The following is a 16,639-nucleotide window of genomic DNA, read 5'->3' as shown; positions in this document are numbered from 1 at the left end:
CATAGTTCATCTCCTTTGTTGCAGTAAATGCTATCAAAGGAGCGGCATCAAACCGTGACAGGTCCAGTGATATCCCCATCCATCGAAAACAAACCTTCGGTCGCGATCAGCACGCGGCCAAATTTTTCTCGGTCTTGGGTCAAAATTCGGTCAAGGTCATCAAGATCGCCATGCGCATACGTCCGCACTGTGAATTTGCCCGCTTTGGTGCCCATCATGATCGAATTATGGGCCAACTCGTCGACAACGACCAAGTCTTTGGATCCGACGACATGTCCAATCAGTGTGACGTTGGTCAAATATCCGGAAATGATGGACAAAGCACCGGTGGTTCCGACGAAATCGGCCAAATCGTCTTCTAGGGCGCGGTGGGCACAGCGTTCCCCGCCGACGAGGCGCGAGGCACCGACACCCGTGCCGTGCCGATCAATGGCGGCTTTTGCAGCGGCGGTTGTGTCAGGATGGTGCATCAACCCCAAATAGTCATAGTGAGACATCGAGAGATACCCGGCATCCCAGGTTGCACTTGCATCCTCTAAGGCATCGGTGGGCACAAAATACGGGTGCCCCTTTTCAATCAGAGCTTTACCGCTAAGCCGAAAACGACGCTCTGCGAAGGTTGAAAAGCTAGAGTTTTTAATAGTCATTTTGGTCTCCGGGTGAAATTTCACCCTAAAAATCAATGATACTAAAACGGATGGAAAAGATACATCCTTTTAAAATGAATTGGCTACGAGAAGGAAACGCAGCCAGAACGCTAGGTGACTTTCTTATAGACAAAACACCGGCCCTCAATTGCGCCGGGAGGTGTCGGAAGTTCAACCAACTTGTCAAAATACATCCGGTCGCTGGAAATCATCAGGCCGTTTGTGCCCAGCAAAGGTTCAATCAGCGGCGATACTTTTCTTGCGAACTGATCGTTTTTCTCCAGATTGTGCCCGCCAAGGTCAGCGTGGATCAGGCTCGCGGTCGGACCAAAGCGCACCAATGCTTGAGGTAGCGTTTCCATAACATCCCCCAGCAACACCATATCATCGTCTGGTGTCGACGCTGGATTAGACGCGATGGCGCGCTCGAACACAAAAATATCGCGTTCAGGCATGTTTTCGCACATGTGGTGATAGGTGCGCCCGTTGCCAAGGCCCAACTCGAACACTGGTCCGGTCATCCCCTTGGTTTCGGCGATGGCATAGTCAAGGCTCGCACGTTGCGAAACCATGCGATTGATAAAGATGTCCAGACGACTCATGCGGAACTCCGGTTTCACAATGGCTTTGTGTTTTGCAACGTCCTAGACCAGAAACGCGGGTAATGACAGTCCTGTGATGGAAATTGGGGGGCTGATCGCAAAATGATCGTGTCGCGCGCCCTCATGTCTCTTGCTTGAAATATATAAATAATGTTTCAATCACAAAGGTCAGAAAACTAACACAGACTCGATGTTAAGAATCGGGCACAGAATCTGACTACAGGGCCCCGCGAGGGGAGAGGGAGATGGCGTGACGACATTATTAACGGTTGAGGGGCTCACCATCGGCTTTGGCAATGCTGCGCCAGTCGTGGACAACGTAAGCTTTTCTGTCGAAGCTGGAAAGACGCTCGCTCTTGTTGGGGAAAGTGGATCAGGTAAGACCCTGAGTTGCCGCGCGGCACTGCGTATTTTGCCTGCAGCAGCGCAAATCCGATCGGGCTCTGTGACGTTACACGGCGCAAATGGACCTGTTAATCTGCTTGATCTCAGCGAGCGTCGCATGTGCGACATTCGTGGAAATCAGGTGTCGATGATTTTTCAGGAACCGATGCGGTCTCTGTCTCCGCTACACCGGATCGGGAATCAAGTGATTGAAGTGTTGCGCTTGCATGGCGCGGCAAAGGGGCAGGGTGCTCGCAGACAGGTTCTCGAGACGTTTGAGCGGGTCGGCTTTACTGACCCCGAGCGCATTTATGAATCTTATCCATTCGAGTTGTCTGGCGGAATGCGTCAGCGGGCGATGATCGCGATGGCGATTGTCGGGAAACCCGATTTGTTGATTGCAGATGAACCGACAACGGCGCTTGATGTGACAACACAAGCCCAAGTTCTTGGCTTGATCAAAGACATTCAAAAAGACACCGGGATGGCGGTGGTGTTGGTCACCCATGATCTGGGTGTTGTGGCCAACATGGCCGATAGTGTGACGGTGATGAACCGTGGGCGCGTGATGGAGTCCGGTCCAGCGCCTTTGGTGTTGGGCGATCCTCAGCACGGATACACCAAGGATTTGTTTGCCGCGGCTCCCAAAATTGCCGAGACGGCCACGGAAACAGTTCTGGATCACACGCCGGACTATATCCTCGAAATGAAAAATGTGTCCAAGACCTATGTCCTAAAGGGGTCCGCGCCTTGGGTGCCCAAAACGGTGGTGCGTGCCGTTCGGGGGATCGAATTTGGTGTTGAGCGTGGGAAAACACTTGCTGTGGTCGGGGAAAGCGGGTCAGGCAAAACGACCTGTGCGCGTATGGCGTTGGGCGCGGAACTTCCGGACGAGGGCGGGTCGATTGTATTTCGCCCCGATCTTGGTGGAGATGCTGTCGAGCTTCAGGATCTGGATCGGGCCGGGCGTTTGTCATTCCAACGCAAGGCACAGATGGTCTTTCAGGATCCGTATTCGACCCTGAATCCGCGGATGCGGGTCAAAGAAGCCTTGACCGAACCCATGGAAATTCATGGTTTGGGCAGTTGGGAAGAACGCACCGATCGTGCGGTCGAAATGCTCAATTGGGTAGGGCTTAGCCCAAATATGCTTACGCGGTATCCACATGCGTTCTCGGGGGGGCAGCGCCAAAGGCTGTCGATCGCGCGGGCGTTGATGCTTGGTCCAACATTTCTTGTTTGTGACGAACCGACCTCGGCATTGGATGTTTCGGTACAGGAACAGGTCTTGCAGCTGCTTGAGGAAATTCGGGATCGTCTGAATTTGTCGTACCTGTTTATCAGCCATGATTTGGCGGTTGTTGCGCGGATCGCGGATGAAGTCGCGGTCATGCGCGATGGTCTCGTGGTCGAGCAAGGCCCCCCTGAAACCCTGTTTTACGATCCTAAACATCCTTACACCAAGGCGCTTTTGGCGGCTCAACCAGAGCCGGATATCGAGCGCCCCATAAATCTAAAAATTGTTGCCCAAGGCGCTGGCGAGCCAACGACATGGCCAGATGCTTTCCGTTTTGACGGATTGCAGGCGCCGCCATTGATTCAGATGGGCCCCGGACACAAGGTACGTTGTCATGTTTAAGCGTTTGTTGGTCACTTTTTCGGCGATTGCTGTGGCAACAGCAAGTTGGGCCGATTTGTCAGAAAGCCAGTTTTGGCAAGGTGAAGTCGACGCAGGAGATTTGCCACCTGTGATGGAGCGGGTTCCAAGTGCGCCTTTGGTTGTGGATTTGCAGGGGAAGGGCCGCGAGCTGGGTCAGCAAGGCGGCACGCTTCATACGTTGATCACCCGAACCAAAGACGTGCGCCAGATGGTGGTTTACGGGTACGCGCGCCTGATGGGATATAATGACAGCTATGAGATTCAGGCGGATATCCTAGAGTCGATGGACATCGAGGACGGGCGCAAATTCACACTGAATTTGCGCAAAGGGCACAAATGGTCTGATGGGCATCCGTTCACGTCTGAAGATTTCCGGTACTGGTGGGAAGATGTGGCCAATAACCCTGAGCTCTCGCCTGCTGGCCCGCTCGAGTTCTTGCGTGTTGACGGCGAGTTGCCTACGGTCAGTTTCCCGGATGAAACTACGGTTATTTACGAGTGGGCGAACCCAAACCCCCAGTTTTTGCAAGAACTGGCCGAGGCCCGACCACCGTTCATCTATCGGCCTGCCCATTTTCTTAAGCCAATGCACGTGAAGTATTCCGAGGCAGCTGATCTCGAAGAAATGATCGCGGCCAAACGTGTACGCAGTTGGGCGGCGCTGCATAACAAGTCCGACAATATGTACAAGTTCGACAACCCGGATTTGCCGACGTTGCAGCCTTGGATGTTGGCGACAAAAGGCGGCAAGAGCCGGTTCTTGTTTGTGCGTAACCCGTATTACCACCGCGTTGATACCGCCGGCACGCAGTTGCCGTATATCGATGTGGTCGAAATGAATGTGGTCAGTGGTGGTCTTGTGGCAGCCAAAGCCAATGCTGGCGAAGTCGATCTTCAGGCCCGTGGCCTTGATTTCAAAGACATTGCGATCTTGAAAAAGGGCGAGAAAACTGGCGGCTATCACACGCTGTTGTGGGGGCAGGGTACGGCGTCGCAGATCGCGATTTATCTGAACCTGAACTTTAATGATGACGCGTGGCGCGGTGTGATGCGTGATGTTCGCTTCCGCCGTGCGTTGTCGATGGGCATTGATCGTAAGATCATCAACAAAACGCTGTATTTCGGCTTGGGCAACGAGGGTGGCATGACGATGTTGCCCCAAAGCCCGTTCTATAAAGAGGAAAACCTTAAGGCGTGGGCAAACTATGATGCGGATGCTGCGAATGCGCTTTTGGATGAGATGGGCTTGACCGAGCGTGACGAAGACGGGGTGCGATTGTTGCCGGATGGCCGTCCAGCATGGGTGGTGATTGAAACCGCAGGAGAACGTCAGGAAGTTGAAAACGCGCTGCAAATTATCGTAGATAATTGGGCCGCACTTGGCATCAAATTGATCATGCGCCCACTAGAGCGTGATATCTTGCGCAATCGGGTTTACTCGGGCGAGTCCATGGCGGCCGTATGGTTCGGTTGGGACAATGGGCTTGCGCAGCCGTACACGTCTCCCGACTTTGTTGCGCCACAACGTCAAGAATTCTTTGCTTGGCCGATGTGGGGGCAATACCATCAAACGAGCGGTGCTGCAGGCGAAGCCCCTGACATGCCAGAGGCCATTCGATTGGTTGAGCTGGCCGATCTGTGGCGCCATGCGTCTACAGACGAAGATCGATCCAAAATTTGGCAGGAAATGGTCGATATCCACGCCCAGCAGGTTTATGGCATCGGGCTTTTGTCCGGCGCACGCCAACCGGTCGTGGTCAGTGACAAGCTGATGAATGTCCCTGAAAAGGCAATCTGGGCTTGGTCTCCGGGGGCGCATTTCGGCGTTCACCGTCCTGATGAATTCTGGTTTGCGAACTAAGGGGCGCGATGAATGGCCATTTTACGCTTTGCGATTTTTAGGCTCCTGACCATGTTGGCCACCTTGTTGGTGGTTTCGGTCATGATCTTCGTGATCATCAACTTACCTCCTGGTGATTTCCTATCAAATCAGATCAATGAATTGCGCGCGACCGGCCAAAGCAGTGGCGTCGCCAAAGCAGAGTTTCTGCGCAAGGAATATGCGCTGGATCGCGCTCTTTGGGAGCAATATATGATCTGGGCCGGATTTATGCCGGGTCCGCATGGATTTGCGGGAATGCTGCAAGGCGAATTTGGATGGTCTTTTGAATTCGACCGTCCGGTTGCGGATATTGTTGGCGGGGCGCTGTGGTTGACGGTCTTGGTCAATTTGGCGGCGGTTCTTTTTGTGTACGCTGTGGCTTTGCCTTTGGGGGTGATCGCGGCGGCGCGCTCAAAAACATGGATCGACTATACCTCTGCGTTTGTCGGCTATCTGGGGTTGGCCACGCCAAACTTCTTGTTGGCCTTGATCTTGTTTTACTATGGCAACAGATATCTGAATCTGCCGATTGGCGGGCTTATGGCCCCCGAATTTGAAGGCCAACCGATGAGCTTTGAAAAGATGAAGTCGGTTCTGATCCACCTGATCATTCCGACATTTGTGATCGGGACATCTGGTGCGGCTGCGATGATGCAGCGATTGCGCGCCAATTTGCTGGACGAATTGAGTAAACCCTATGTTGAAACTGCGCGTGCCAAAGGCATGAGCGAAAGCCGGATGTTGGTCAAATATCCGCTACGGGTGGCATTTAACCCATTTGTAGCGGACATCGGCACGTTGCTTCCGGCGATGGTGTCGGGGTCGGTTTTGGTGTCGGTTGTGTTGGGGCTGCAAACCATCGGTCCTGTATTGTTGACGTCGCTTAAATCACAGGATCAGTTTCTGTCCGCGTTTGTTTTGATGTTTGTGGCGCTGCTGACGTTGATCGGTACGTTGATTTCAGACCTATTGCTGGCGCTGCTTGATCCGCGCATCCGTTTCGGAGGACGTGGCGCATGACACAACTACCTGATGGCCGTTATATCGATGACGCCCCATACGAGCGTGACATAGGTGCCGAGGCTCGGCACGCAGATTTGGATGTGCCCAATTGGGTGTTGGTCTGGCGCAGGTTTAAGCGTCACAAGCTTGGGCTTGTTTCCGGCTTGTTTCTGCTGATTTCCTATTTGTTGCTGCCCGTGGCGGGAACGATTGCGCCGTATACCGCGAACGAGCGGCATGCGGATCATCTGTATGCACCACCCCAAGGCATACACCTGTTTCACGATGGCAAGTTCATCGGGCCATATGTGTTTCCAATTACCTCCGAGGTCGATCTGGAGGACTATAGCTGGAAATATGTGGCGGACCTCGACAGCCCCGCAAAGCTCAGCTTTTTCTGTGAGGGATCGTATTACAAATTGGCAGGGTTGTTCAAAACCAACCGCCATCTGTTCTGCGCCCCCGAAGGCGCCACGGTGTTTCTGTTTGGTGCTGATCGCTTGGGGCGCGATGTGTTTTCCCGCATCCTCTATGGCGCGCAGCTTTCGCTGACGGTGGGATTGGTCGGAATCACGGTGTCATTTGTAATTGGGATCGTGTTGGGCAGTATTGCCGGCTATTTTGGCGGGTTTCTGGATTGGGTGATCAATCGCGTGATCGAGATTTTGCGTTCCCTGCCAGAGCTGCCACTTTGGTTGGCGTTGTCTGCGGCGGTGCCCTCGCACTGGGGGCCTGTGTCCGTCTTCTTTATCATCTCGATTATTCTGGGCATTCTGGATTGGCCGGGGTTGGCGCGTGCTGTGCGATCAAAATTCCTGTCTCTGAGGGAAGAGGAATTTGTGCGTGCCGCCGAAATGATGGGGGCCAAGCCCGCGCGGGTGATCCGTCGACATCTTTTGCCCAACTTCTTAAGTCACCTGATTGCCAGTGCGACACTGTCCATTCCTGCGATGATTTTGGGCGAGACCGCGCTGTCGTTCTTGGGTCTTGGGCTGCGTGCGCCTGCGGTCAGTTGGGGGGTCATGCTGAATGACGCGCAGAACCTGGCGTCCATCGAAATCTATCCCTGGACGGCGATACCCATGCTGCCGATTGTCATCGTGGTACTGGCGTTTAACTTTTTCGGCGATGGGCTTCGCGACTCGCTTGATCCTTACGAAACCTGAGACCTCGTTTCAGAAGTTGATAAAGGCGCGCCTGATATGTCAGGCGCGCCTTTTCTGTGTGATAGGGGCAAAGCCTTAGCGTTCGTCGCCGCCACCGCCTTCATCAAGCTCTTCTTCTACGATGGCCGCTTGAACGGCGCCTGCGACAGCTTCTTTCTGTTTGGGGGACAGGTTTTCAGAATCTTCGTCGGCCAATCGCACGGTGACTTCACGGTGCGCGAACTTGATGCCTTCGCGTTCGAACAGTGCCCGAATTTCCTCAAACACCTTCTTACGAACCAACCACTGATCCCCCGGTTTGGTCATGAATTTGACCCGAATGATCATCGCCGAATCCTGCATCTGAATGACGCCTTGGGATTTCAGCGGCTGGATAAAGTTGTCGCCAATCACGGGATCATCCAGCAATTCGATACCAAGATTTTTGATAAGTTTGCGGACTTTCTCAACATCCGTGTCATAGGTCACGCGCAGCGGTAGCTTCATGATAACCCAGTCGCGTGAATAGTTTGTCAGAAACTGAATTTCACCAAATGGGATGGTGTGAAGCGGGCCAAGGTGATGGCGCAGTTGGAAAGAGCGCACGGAGATTTTTTCCACCGTCCCTTTGACCGATCCAATGTCGATGTATTCACCTTTGCGAAAGGCATCATCAAACAAAAAGAACGCCCCAGAGAAAATATCGCGCACCAGAGATTGTGCACCAAATCCGATTGCCAAACCGACAACACCCGCACCGGCGAACAGTGGGCTTACGTTTACGCCAAACTCCATCAGGACGATCAGGATGATCGTGACGACGATGACCAGCAGGATAAAGTTCCGGAACAACGGAAGCAATGTCGCAAGCCTGCTTGCTCCGTTAGCTCCGCCTTCGTCGCCAAGCTCTGCTTCGGCTTCTTCCATGACACCCATTTCGTCGCGAATTTTGGTGTCGATCCAGATACGGAAAACGTGAAATACGATGTAGCCGATGAACATAATGATCACGATGTCCACAAGGCGCTCAGCCATGGCACCTTCGGTCATCAACCGCTCACCGCCCCACACACGCAGGCAGGCGATCAGACCTGCAACGAGCGCGAGAATACCCGAGATACGTCGGGCCAGTTCCTCGAACGTGTTCATTTTGCGTGAATCGATGTCTTCGACAATACTCTCGAGCTGGCTCACGTCTTCGGCGCTCATCTCGTCGCCGGCTTCAATGGCTTCGGCTGCGGCCAGTGCCGCCTCGTTCATTTCGCGGATAGTGCGCGCACGATCAAAGTACTTCTCGATCGCATAATTTATTGTGGCATACACAACGATGATTGACGTGAAGATGATATAGGCACCCGCGATGAACGGGATTGTCATTTCCTCCTCGAACACCAACGTCGAACTGAGCTTGGCAAGGCCGAAAAGCACATACACAATCAGAACAGGGGCCCATAACTGCGAAGCCAACCGTGTCGCAAAAGACACCTCTTCTGGGGGACGTCGGTTCAAAATTGCAGTTGAGATCGCCCGTTTGTTGAAGAAGATCATCGCAATGTTGAGGGCCGCAAACAGGGTGCTCAGCGCCAAAACCATCATCGCATAGACATCATAATTCAGGCCAAGCTCTGATAGCCAGATGCCGAAAAACATGGTGCAGATATCAAAGGTGGCAAGAAGGAATAGCCAATGATGCAGCCGTTTGGCATCTGGTGTGGTGAAGGCCGGCACACGATATTGCTCGAGGTAGGGCGATAATATCATGCGCCAAATCAGCGAGACGATGCGCACCAACCCATAGGCGGCCGTCACGGAGAATGCCGTGAACTCGATGGCAGTGTCATTTGTGGCCTCAAAAAGCGTGGACCCAATGAGCACCGCGACAAGGATCGAGACGCCGATCCCAATGATTCCGGCTATGAAACGAATGACGAGAAACGGCAATTTTTGGGAATACCCTTTTGGGTTTTCCTTGATCAATGGCACGACAAAGTTGCGTGCGAGGCGTTTCCCATAGATTTCACGTTCGACAACGATACCGATTGCCAGCAAAAACAGAGTCCATAGCGCGGTTTTGACAAAAGCAAAAATTTCGCCAGATGGGCTTGATGCGCGCAGAATAAACTCGACTTCGTTCAATGCCGCAGGCAAGGCTTCCAATCTTTGACGCAAAACTTGGCGAAAACTTCCTATTTTCGTCTGCATCTTCATCAGGGCTGACATGTGATGCGCGTCATCGTCGGCATTCTCTGGGGCAGGGGGCGAAGCATCTGATGTGCCGACCACATTTCCTGCCGTATCCAAGACGATTACGCTGACCCCACTGTCGGCGGCCTGGCGCATAACTTCGGCAAACCCTTCGGTCGTTTCCGCAGAGGACCCTGAGCTGAGTGCGCTGGTGGGCAGTTGCGCGTGTGCCGACGGTGCCAAGGCGATGGCGATCAACAAGGGAAATACAGTAGTGAGCAGACGAATGATCATAAAGAAAGCGCTTTCGAGCGATTGGGATTAGAACAGGTTTACTGCAACATCTGGTGCGGGGCAAACTGGCAATCGCAAGCGCTCAACAGAGCGGCATGACTTGGGACCCTAGAATTGCAACATGTGGGCGAATCCCTATGGAATTTTCTGTGCGGGGGGTGACATTTCCAACCAAAGGCGGTAGCGCAGAGGGGTGTGAATTTTGCACAGGTTTGAGCAGAGTTTGATACTGAATCTGCTACTCGGGATAGTTGCTGTTTTGCGCTCGGCTTTTCGGGGAAATGCCTGACCGGGTGCAACAATTTGAAAGCACTATTGGGGCTGAAGGGAAAACAGGTGTCTGAGTTTATCACCGCGAAAGGTCTGGGTTTGACACCATCTCCACGTGTGTTGTTTTACAGCCATGATACCTTTGGCTTGGGGCATCTGCGCAGATCACGTGCGCTTGCCAGCGCCATCTGTGGTGCAAACGATCAAATATCTGCGATTATTCTGACTGGATCGCCCGTGGCGGGCCGGTTTACCTTTCCTGACCGCGTTGACCATATTCGATTGCCGGGTGTGACGAAGAACCCAGACGGGTCGTATGCGTCGGAAACGCTGGGTTTGGATATTGACGAAACCACCGCGCTGCGCGCCGGGCTTATCAAATCTGCGGCCGAGCACTTTAACCCCGATATTCTTGTCGTCGACAAAGAACCGACCGGATTTCGCGGCGAACTGTTGCCCGCGTTAGATTGGCTTAAATCCAAACGTAAGGCCCATTTGGTATTAGGCTTGCGGGATGTCTTGGACGAACCTGATGTTCTGGCGGCTGAATGGGATCGCAAAGGTGCTCTTGAGGCTGCAGAAACTTACTACGACGAGATTTGGGTATATGGCTTGGAATCCATATATAACCCGACGTCGGGCTTGGACATGTCAGCGTCAATGCGCGACCGTATGAAATACACCGGGTATTTGCGCCGTGAAAACCTCGACGATGGCGTGGCGCCAGAAGATCCATATATCTTGATTACGCCTGGCGGCGGTGGTGACGGCGAGAGCATGGTCAACCTCGTGCTCTCGGCCTATGAACAGGACCCCAACCTGTCTCCGAATGCGGTGCTTGTGTACGGGCCGTTTCTGTCGGGCGCTGATCGGGCCGCATTCGAAGCCCGCGTCGAGGCGCTGCAAGGGCGCGTGCAGGCGGTTGGTTTTGACAGCCGGATCGAGAACTTGATTGCCGGCGCACATGGCATTGTTTCCATGGGCGGGTACAATACATTTTGTGAAGTTCTGTCGTTTGACAAACGCGCGGTTATCGTCCCGCGTACAAAGCCGCGTCTGGAACAGTATATTCGCGCCAGCCGTGCCGAAGAACTGGGTCTGGTACGCGTCTTGGATGAATATCGTGATGGCCTGACAGTGTCGTCTATGATCGAAGCGATCCGTGGATTGCCGGATCAGAAAAAACCCTCGAGTGTTGTTGTGGACGGGTTGTTGGATGGTCTGGATTTTGTGTCCGCGCGCGCGCTTGGCATGCTGGGATTGAATGACGAGGTAGACGTTGCATGACGGCCCAACGACCCAAGCTTGCGGTGGTGGTCAAGGGATGGCCCCGCCTGTCAGAGACGTTTATCGCCCAAGAATTGGTCGCGCTCGAGCAGATGGGACACCCGCTCGAGATTTGGTCACTGCGTTTTCCAACCGATAAAAAACGTCATCCATTACACGATCGGTTGCAGGCGCCGGTCAAATATCTGCCCGAATATCTGCACCAAGAGCCGCTGCGCGTTGGCAAGGCTGTCATCAAAGGCATGTTTCGCAAGAGCTTTTGGCGTGCTGGGTCTGTCTGGTTCAAAGACTTGCGGCGCGACCTGACGCGCAACCGTGTGCGTCGGTTTGGCCAAGCCTGCGTCTTGGCGGCCGAGATGCCGTTGGATACTGCGGCGCTGTATGCGCATTTCATGCATACTCCTGCATCGGTGACCCGCTATGCCGCGATACTGCGAGACATGAAGTGGGGCGTGTCTGCACATGCCAAAGATATTTGGACCTCTCCCGATTGGGAAAAACGCGAAAAGCTTCAGGCGACCACCCATGGCGCAGAGTTCCTTGCGACCTGCACTGCGTTTGGGGCAGAGCACCTAAAGGGGTTGGCGGATGATCCCGCCCGTGTGGCGCTTATTTATCATGGCCTGGATTTGGCTCGTTTCCCCGCTCCTCCTGAACTGCGCAAAACCGACGCAAGCCGAGTGCGGTTTCTGTCTGTGGGGCGATTGGTCGAGAAGAAGGGGTTTGATAACCTGATCGAGGCCTTGGCCCTGTTGCCCAAGTCATTGGATTGGCATTGGGAACACATTGGCGGTGGTGGACTGGGCGATGCGTTTGTGGCGCGTGCCAAAGTTTTGAACATCCATGACCGGATCACGTGGCGCGGGGCGTGTGATCAACCCGAAGTGATCAGCGCAATGCGGGACTCCGATGTTTTTGTGCTGCCAAGCCGTATCGCGCGCGATGGTGACCGTGACGGGCTGCCCAATGTCTTGATGGAAGCGGCGTCGCAAAAGCTGTGTATTTTGTCCACGCCGGTCTCTGCCATTCCAGAATTCATCGAAACGGGCACGCATGGCATCTTGTCAGATGACGCGCCGACCGCTTTGGCGGAGGCCATGACAGAGCTGGCAGCCCATCCAGAGCAACGCCTTGCCTTGGCAGATGCGGCATACGAACGCCTGACACAGCATTTCTTGATGGCGCCAGGGATCAAGATGCTTGACGAGCGTTTACGTGCAATGACGTCAGGGTAATACATGCGTGCCATTGCCTTTTACGCCCCAATGAAGCCGCCGACACATTCGGTTCCATCTGGTGATCGTGAAATGGCCCGCGGTGTGATCAAAGCGCTGTCCGACCCTGCGCGCGCAGTCAGCGTCGACCTCGCTTCGGAGTTCCGCTGCTATGACGGCAAGGGCGATGCGTCATTTCAGCGTCAATTGTTTGCGCAAGCCGAGATAGAGGCCGCGCGATTGGTGGCGCAGGGGGGCTGGGCTGCATGGGTGACCTATCACAGTTATTATAAGGCACCGGACCTGTTGGGCCCTGCTGTGTCAAAGGTGCTTGGAATCCCGTATGTGCAGATCGAAGCCACCCGTGCGGCCAAGCGATTTGGTGGGGCTTGGGATGTGTTTGCACATGCCGCGGATGCGTCCTGCGATATGGCCGACGCCATCTTTTATCTGACCCAGCAAGATGGCGAAGGCCTTTGGCCATACGAGAAGCCGGATCAGGTGCTCAAGCAATTGCATCCCTTTTTGCATTCCGAACACCTGCCGGACTGCCGAAGCAGCAATGCCCCCGTCATTTTGACGACGGCCATGATGCGACACGGAGACAAGCTAGCGTCGTATCAAATTATTGCGCAGGCACTGCGGATGTTAGGCGACACCGACTGGCAGTTTGAAATCGCGGGGGATGGCCCCGCCCGATCAGAGATCGAAGCACTGTTCGCATCCTTCGGCGATCGGGTCCGGTTTTTGGGGCAATTGGACCGCAAAGCTTTGCAGGCTGCGTATGCCAAGGCAGCAGTGTTTTTGTGGCCCGGCGTCAACGAAGCGTTTGGCATGGTCTATCTCGAGGCGCAGGCGGCGGGCGTTCCTGTGGTTGCGCAGGATCGCCCTGGCGTGCGAGATGTGCTGCCTCGGGGAACATGTATTCCCCAAGATGATATTGCCGCCCTGGCTGTTGAAATAGGTAAGCTCTTGGGGGAGCCTGCGTATCATTCCATGCGGTCCAATCAGGCCCGAGCACTGATCTCTGACAAACATTTGTTGGGGGCCGCACGAGACACGATCTGGTCCGTTCTGGGACCTTTGACAGGAGAGACATCATGATCCGATTTGCCATGCTGCGCCACGGACATACCGATTGGAACCGCGCCGGGCGCATTCAGGGCCGCACGGATATCGCGCTGGATGAGCAAGCCCGCAGTGATCTCAAGGGGTTTGCCCTGCCCACGGCATGGCAAGGTGCTGATCTTTACGCCAGCCCGTTGTCGCGTGCGCGTGAGACCGCAGGAATCGTGTCAGGGCGCGCCCCCAAAACAGTGGACGCCTTGATCGAAATGGACTGGGGTGATTGGGAAGGTCTTAAGGGTGTGGACCTTAAGGCGGATCCAAATTCAGGCTTTCGTGACATCGAGCATTGGGGATGGGCGTATCAACCGCCTAACGGAGAAAGCCCGAGTGATGTTTGGGACCGTCTGGCGCCGTGGTTGTTTAGCTTGAAACGGGACAGCATTGCCGTGTGTCATATCGGCACCATGCGCATGGTCTTGGCCAAAGCTTATGGTTGGGATTTCTTGGGGCCAGCACCATTTGCGATCAAGCGTAATCGCATGTTCGTCGTTGACATTGAAGGGACGGATATTCGCGTCTCCGATCCCGATATTGTGCGTTTGGACAAGATAGACACATGAACGTTTTGATTGTGGTGACCCATCTGTTGGGGACAGGGCATCTTTCCCGCGCCTTGACGCTTGGACGGGCATTTGCGCAGGCCGGCCATACGGTTTCGGTGCTGTCAGGCGGTATGCCTGCGCCTCATATGGATCAAACCGGGGTCACTGTTCTGCAGATGCCGCCTTTGTGTTCGGATGGCACAAACTTCACAACGCTCTTGGATGACGCGGGCAATGTCGCGGATCACGCCTATTTATCGCGCCGGAAACTTGCCGGAGTTCAGGCATTACATGACGTCGCGCCGGATGTTTTAATCACCGAGTTATTTCCCTTTGGTCGCAGATCGCTGTCCGCCGAGTTTACCGCCATTTTGGATGCTGCGCAGGCGTTGCCCAACCGCCCCGTTGTGCTGTGTTCGGTGCGTGACATTCTCGCGCCGCCTTCAAAGCCGTCTAAGGCAGAAAAAGCCCGCGAGATTTTGTTGCGATATTTTGATGGTGTGTTGGTGCATTCCGATCCGATGATTACCCAGTTGGCCAAGAGTTGGCCCATTGATGATGATCTGTCAGAACTGTTGAAATACACTGGGTATGTTGCACCGGCAGCCGCCGCGCCGCATCCAGACGGGGTTGGCCAGGGTGAGGTGCTGGTGAGCGCAGGCGGCGGATCGGTTGGGCAATCCTTGTTCGAAGCCGCCATAGATGCAGCAAAACAAAGCGAATTACCGTGGCGCCTGCTGGTGGGAGGCAAAGACGCCTCTGAACGGATCGCGGCTTTGCGTCAGCGTGCGGGATCATTGGACATCACAATTGAACCTGTTCGACCGGATTTTCGACAGATGCTTGCAGGAGCCGCTGCGTCTGTCAGCATGTGCGGATATAACACCGCGCTGGATTTGCTCCAGAGCGGAGTACCCGCCGTGTTGGTGCCTTTTGATGACGGCGGAGAGGTCGAACAAACTTTGCGGTCCCAATCATTGGCAGAGCAATCCGCAATGTCTGTCGTCATGGCCCAGGATTTGACGGCGCACAGTTTGCTAAGGTCTTTGAACGAGGTCGTTGCCCAAGGCCCGAGACATAACTTGAATGTGGATTTTGACGGTGCTGTGCAAACGGTGCGCATAGCCCAAGATATGTGCGAGGACAGAGCGTGAAAATTGACTGGAGCCCGTTGCGATCTGAATTGGCGCTTTGGCGAGCCCAAAATCTGATACTGCCGGTTTGGTGGCGTGATGATGACGCGACGTCCCCGTCGCAAGAGTTAGATCAATTGGTGGCGCTGTCTTGTGATTGTGACGTACCCGTGCATTTGGCGGTGATCCCCAAGACTGCAACGTCAGCATTGGCCAGCTATGTCGAAGACACATCCGCGTTGATCCCAGTGGTGCATGGCTTTGCACACAAGAACCACAACCCGCAAGATATGAAAAAGTCAGAATTTGGAGCCGCGCGGGATGTGGAAGACGCCAAGCGTGACATACAAACCGGTTTTGACACGTTGGACCAATTGTTTGGAAAACGTCTTGCACCCATGTTCGTGCCCCCGTGGAATCGTATGTCACCAGAGATGTTCCCGTTGCTGGCAGAGATCGGGTATGCGTCGGTGTCGGTGTTTTCCCCGCGAGACCGTGTCGAAGCCTGTGAAGGGCTTACGCAGATCAACACGCATCTTGATCCAATTTTTTGGCGCAAGACACGCGGCCTGATTCCCGCGCCGCTTCTGGTTGAAAAAATGGTGGGTCTTTTGCATGATCGCCGGACCGGCCTTACCGATAATTCTGAACCCCTGGGATATTTGACGCACCACCTTGTGCACACGCCGGATATCTGGGAATTCTCCCGCCAGTTCCTGTTGGAGCTTCGCGAGGGGCCGATCACATTATATCGGCACGAAACACGACACACCAAAAAGGACATTTGATGAGCCGCTTAGACAGTATGATGCGCCGTTTGGCCGCCCAACGGGATGGGTTGGAATGGGGCCTGAAAGAGGTCCACGGCCTTGATGGGGATGTGGTCGATATGGGGCTTGGCAATGGCCGGACATATGATCATCTGCGCGAAGTCGCATCAGGACGCCGTATTTGGGTGATTGATCGTATCTTGCAATGCCATCCGTCCTGTATTCCACCCGAGCAGGACTTTCTTCAGGGCGAAGCTGAAGAAATGCTTAAGAAACTCGCTGCAAGTGGGGCCAAGATCATCATGGCACATTATGATTTCGGGTTTGGCGAAAAAGAAAAAGACGTGGCCGAAGCCGCACGTCTCAGCCCGATGATTGCCGACATCATGGCACCTGGTGGGGTGTTGGTTTCAGGTCAGCCGCTGGTTGGGTTTTCCCAAGTGCGCGGTCCGGAAACGGTGTCTCCGGACCGGTATTGTTTTTACCGGACCTAAG

The 16,639-nt window shown here is 54.4% G+C and carries 14 protein-coding genes; 11 read left to right on the top strand and 3 right to left on the bottom strand.

Features of this window, described 5'->3' with window-relative positions:
• Window positions 1-47: 47 nt before the first annotated feature.
• The gene (locus FAP39_RS08420; RefSeq protein ID WP_138015956.1) at window positions 48-647 is read right to left on the bottom strand and encodes an aminotransferase class I/II-fold pyridoxal phosphate-dependent enzyme; all 600 of its coding nucleotides are present in this window, start codon (window positions 645-647) and stop codon (window positions 48-50) included.
• Between the two features lie 110 nt (window positions 648-757).
• Window positions 758-1,249: a class I SAM-dependent methyltransferase gene (locus tag FAP39_RS08415; protein ID WP_138015955.1), complete on the bottom strand. Its 492-nt coding sequence runs from the start codon at window positions 1,247-1,249 to the stop codon at window positions 758-760.
• A gap of 250 nt (window positions 1,250-1,499) precedes the next feature.
• Between FAP39_RS08415 and FAP39_RS08410 the strand changes: the two genes are divergently transcribed.
• Genes FAP39_RS08410 through FAP39_RS08395 form a run of 4 tightly spaced genes read left to right on the top strand, consistent with a single transcriptional unit; the run spans window position 1,500 to window position 7,343 of the window.
• Window positions 1,500-3,272 carry an ABC transporter ATP-binding protein gene (locus FAP39_RS08410; protein ID WP_138015954.1) on the top strand — a complete coding sequence of 591 codons (1,773 nt, stop codon included), beginning with the start codon at window positions 1,500-1,502 and terminating at the stop codon, window positions 3,270-3,272.
• A complete protein-coding gene (locus tag FAP39_RS08405; protein WP_138015953.1) occupies window positions 3,265-5,154 on the top strand; it encodes an ABC transporter substrate-binding protein in 1,890 nt (629 codons plus the stop codon). Before FAP39_RS08410 ends, FAP39_RS08405 begins: the two co-directional genes overlap by 8 nt.
• A 12-nt stretch (window positions 5,155-5,166) precedes the next feature.
• Window positions 5,167-6,195, top strand: coding sequence for an ABC transporter permease (locus FAP39_RS08400; RefSeq protein WP_138015952.1), 1,029 nt, complete (start codon window positions 5,167-5,169; stop codon window positions 6,193-6,195).
• Entirely contained in the window at window positions 6,192-7,343 is a 1,152-nt protein-coding gene (locus tag FAP39_RS08395) for an ABC transporter permease (RefSeq protein ID WP_138015951.1), read from the top strand. Before FAP39_RS08400 ends, FAP39_RS08395 begins: the two co-directional genes overlap by 4 nt.
• A 75-nt stretch (window positions 7,344-7,418) precedes the next feature.
• On the opposite strand, the gene FAP39_RS08390 is transcribed toward FAP39_RS08395, so the two are convergent.
• A complete protein-coding gene (locus FAP39_RS08390; RefSeq protein WP_171006809.1) occupies window positions 7,419-9,800 on the bottom strand; it encodes a mechanosensitive ion channel family protein in 2,382 nt (793 codons plus the stop codon).
• A gap of 336 nt (window positions 9,801-10,136) precedes the next feature.
• On the opposite strand from FAP39_RS08390, the gene FAP39_RS08385 reads away from it, so the two are divergent.
• From FAP39_RS08385 to FAP39_RS08355, 7 genes are read left to right on the top strand one after another with little or no spacing between them, the layout of a single operon-like run.
• Window positions 10,137-11,357 (top strand): glycosyltransferase family protein, encoded by a 1,221-nt coding sequence (locus tag FAP39_RS08385; protein ID WP_138015950.1) that lies wholly within the window; start codon window positions 10,137-10,139, stop codon window positions 11,355-11,357.
• Complete coding sequence (locus FAP39_RS08380; RefSeq protein WP_138015949.1) at window positions 11,354-12,592, top strand: glycosyltransferase family 4 protein; 1,239 nt, start codon at window positions 11,354-11,356, stop codon at window positions 12,590-12,592. The genes FAP39_RS08385 and FAP39_RS08380 overlap by 4 nt, the downstream gene beginning before the upstream one ends.
• A 3-nt stretch (window positions 12,593-12,595) precedes the next feature.
• Window positions 12,596-13,675 carry a glycosyltransferase family 4 protein gene (locus FAP39_RS08375; protein ID WP_138015948.1) on the top strand — a complete coding sequence of 360 codons (1,080 nt, stop codon included), beginning with the start codon at window positions 12,596-12,598 and terminating at the stop codon, window positions 13,673-13,675.
• A complete protein-coding gene (locus FAP39_RS08370; protein ID WP_138015947.1) occupies window positions 13,672-14,259 on the top strand; it encodes a histidine phosphatase family protein in 588 nt (195 codons plus the stop codon). The genes FAP39_RS08375 and FAP39_RS08370 overlap by 4 nt, the downstream gene beginning before the upstream one ends.
• Entirely contained in the window at window positions 14,256-15,395 is a 1,140-nt protein-coding gene (locus FAP39_RS08365; RefSeq protein WP_138015946.1) for a glycosyltransferase family protein, read from the top strand. Before FAP39_RS08370 ends, FAP39_RS08365 begins: the two co-directional genes overlap by 4 nt.
• Window positions 15,392-16,162 (top strand): polysaccharide deacetylase family protein, encoded by a 771-nt coding sequence (locus FAP39_RS08360; protein WP_138015945.1) that lies wholly within the window; start codon window positions 15,392-15,394, stop codon window positions 16,160-16,162. Before FAP39_RS08365 ends, FAP39_RS08360 begins: the two co-directional genes overlap by 4 nt.
• On the top strand, window positions 16,162-16,638 hold the full coding sequence (locus tag FAP39_RS08355; protein ID WP_138015944.1) for a class I SAM-dependent methyltransferase: 477 nt from the start codon (window positions 16,162-16,164) through the stop codon (window positions 16,636-16,638). The genes FAP39_RS08360 and FAP39_RS08355 overlap by 1 nt, the downstream gene beginning before the upstream one ends.
• Window position 16,639: the final 1 nt, after the last annotated feature.

The organism is Shimia litoralis, assembly GCF_005518135.1.
Classification (GTDB): Bacteria; Pseudomonadota; Alphaproteobacteria; order Rhodobacterales; family Rhodobacteraceae; genus Shimia_E; species Shimia_E litoralis.
This window is presented reverse-complemented; position numbering and strand designations above follow the sequence as displayed.

Coding starts and splice junctions, on each gene's coding strand:
- FAP39_RS08370 (WP_138015947.1), top strand. CDS start 13,672: ATGATCCGATTTGCCATGCTGCGCCACGGACATACCGATTGGAACCGC.
- FAP39_RS08365 (WP_138015946.1), top strand. CDS start 14,256: ATGAACGTTTTGATTGTGGTGACCCATCTGTTGGGGACAGGGCATCTT.
- FAP39_RS08405 (WP_138015953.1), top strand. CDS start 3,265: ATGTTTAAGCGTTTGTTGGTCACTTTTTCGGCGATTGCTGTGGCAACA.
- FAP39_RS08355 (WP_138015944.1), top strand. CDS start 16,162: ATGAGCCGCTTAGACAGTATGATGCGCCGTTTGGCCGCCCAACGGGAT.
- FAP39_RS08375 (WP_138015948.1), top strand. CDS start 12,596: ATGCGTGCCATTGCCTTTTACGCCCCAATGAAGCCGCCGACACATTCG.
- FAP39_RS08380 (WP_138015949.1), top strand. CDS start 11,354: ATGACGGCCCAACGACCCAAGCTTGCGGTGGTGGTCAAGGGATGGCCC.
- FAP39_RS08390 (WP_171006809.1), bottom strand. CDS start 9,800: ATGATCATTCGTCTGCTCACTACTGTATTTCCCTTGTTGATCGCCATC.
- FAP39_RS08400 (WP_138015952.1), top strand. CDS start 5,167: ATGGCCATTTTACGCTTTGCGATTTTTAGGCTCCTGACCATGTTGGCC.
- FAP39_RS08420 (WP_138015956.1), bottom strand. CDS start 647: ATGACTATTAAAAACTCTAGCTTTTCAACCTTCGCAGAGCGTCGTTTT.
- FAP39_RS08415 (WP_138015955.1), bottom strand. CDS start 1,249: ATGAGTCGTCTGGACATCTTTATCAATCGCATGGTTTCGCAACGTGCG.
- FAP39_RS08395 (WP_138015951.1), top strand. CDS start 6,192: ATGACACAACTACCTGATGGCCGTTATATCGATGACGCCCCATACGAG.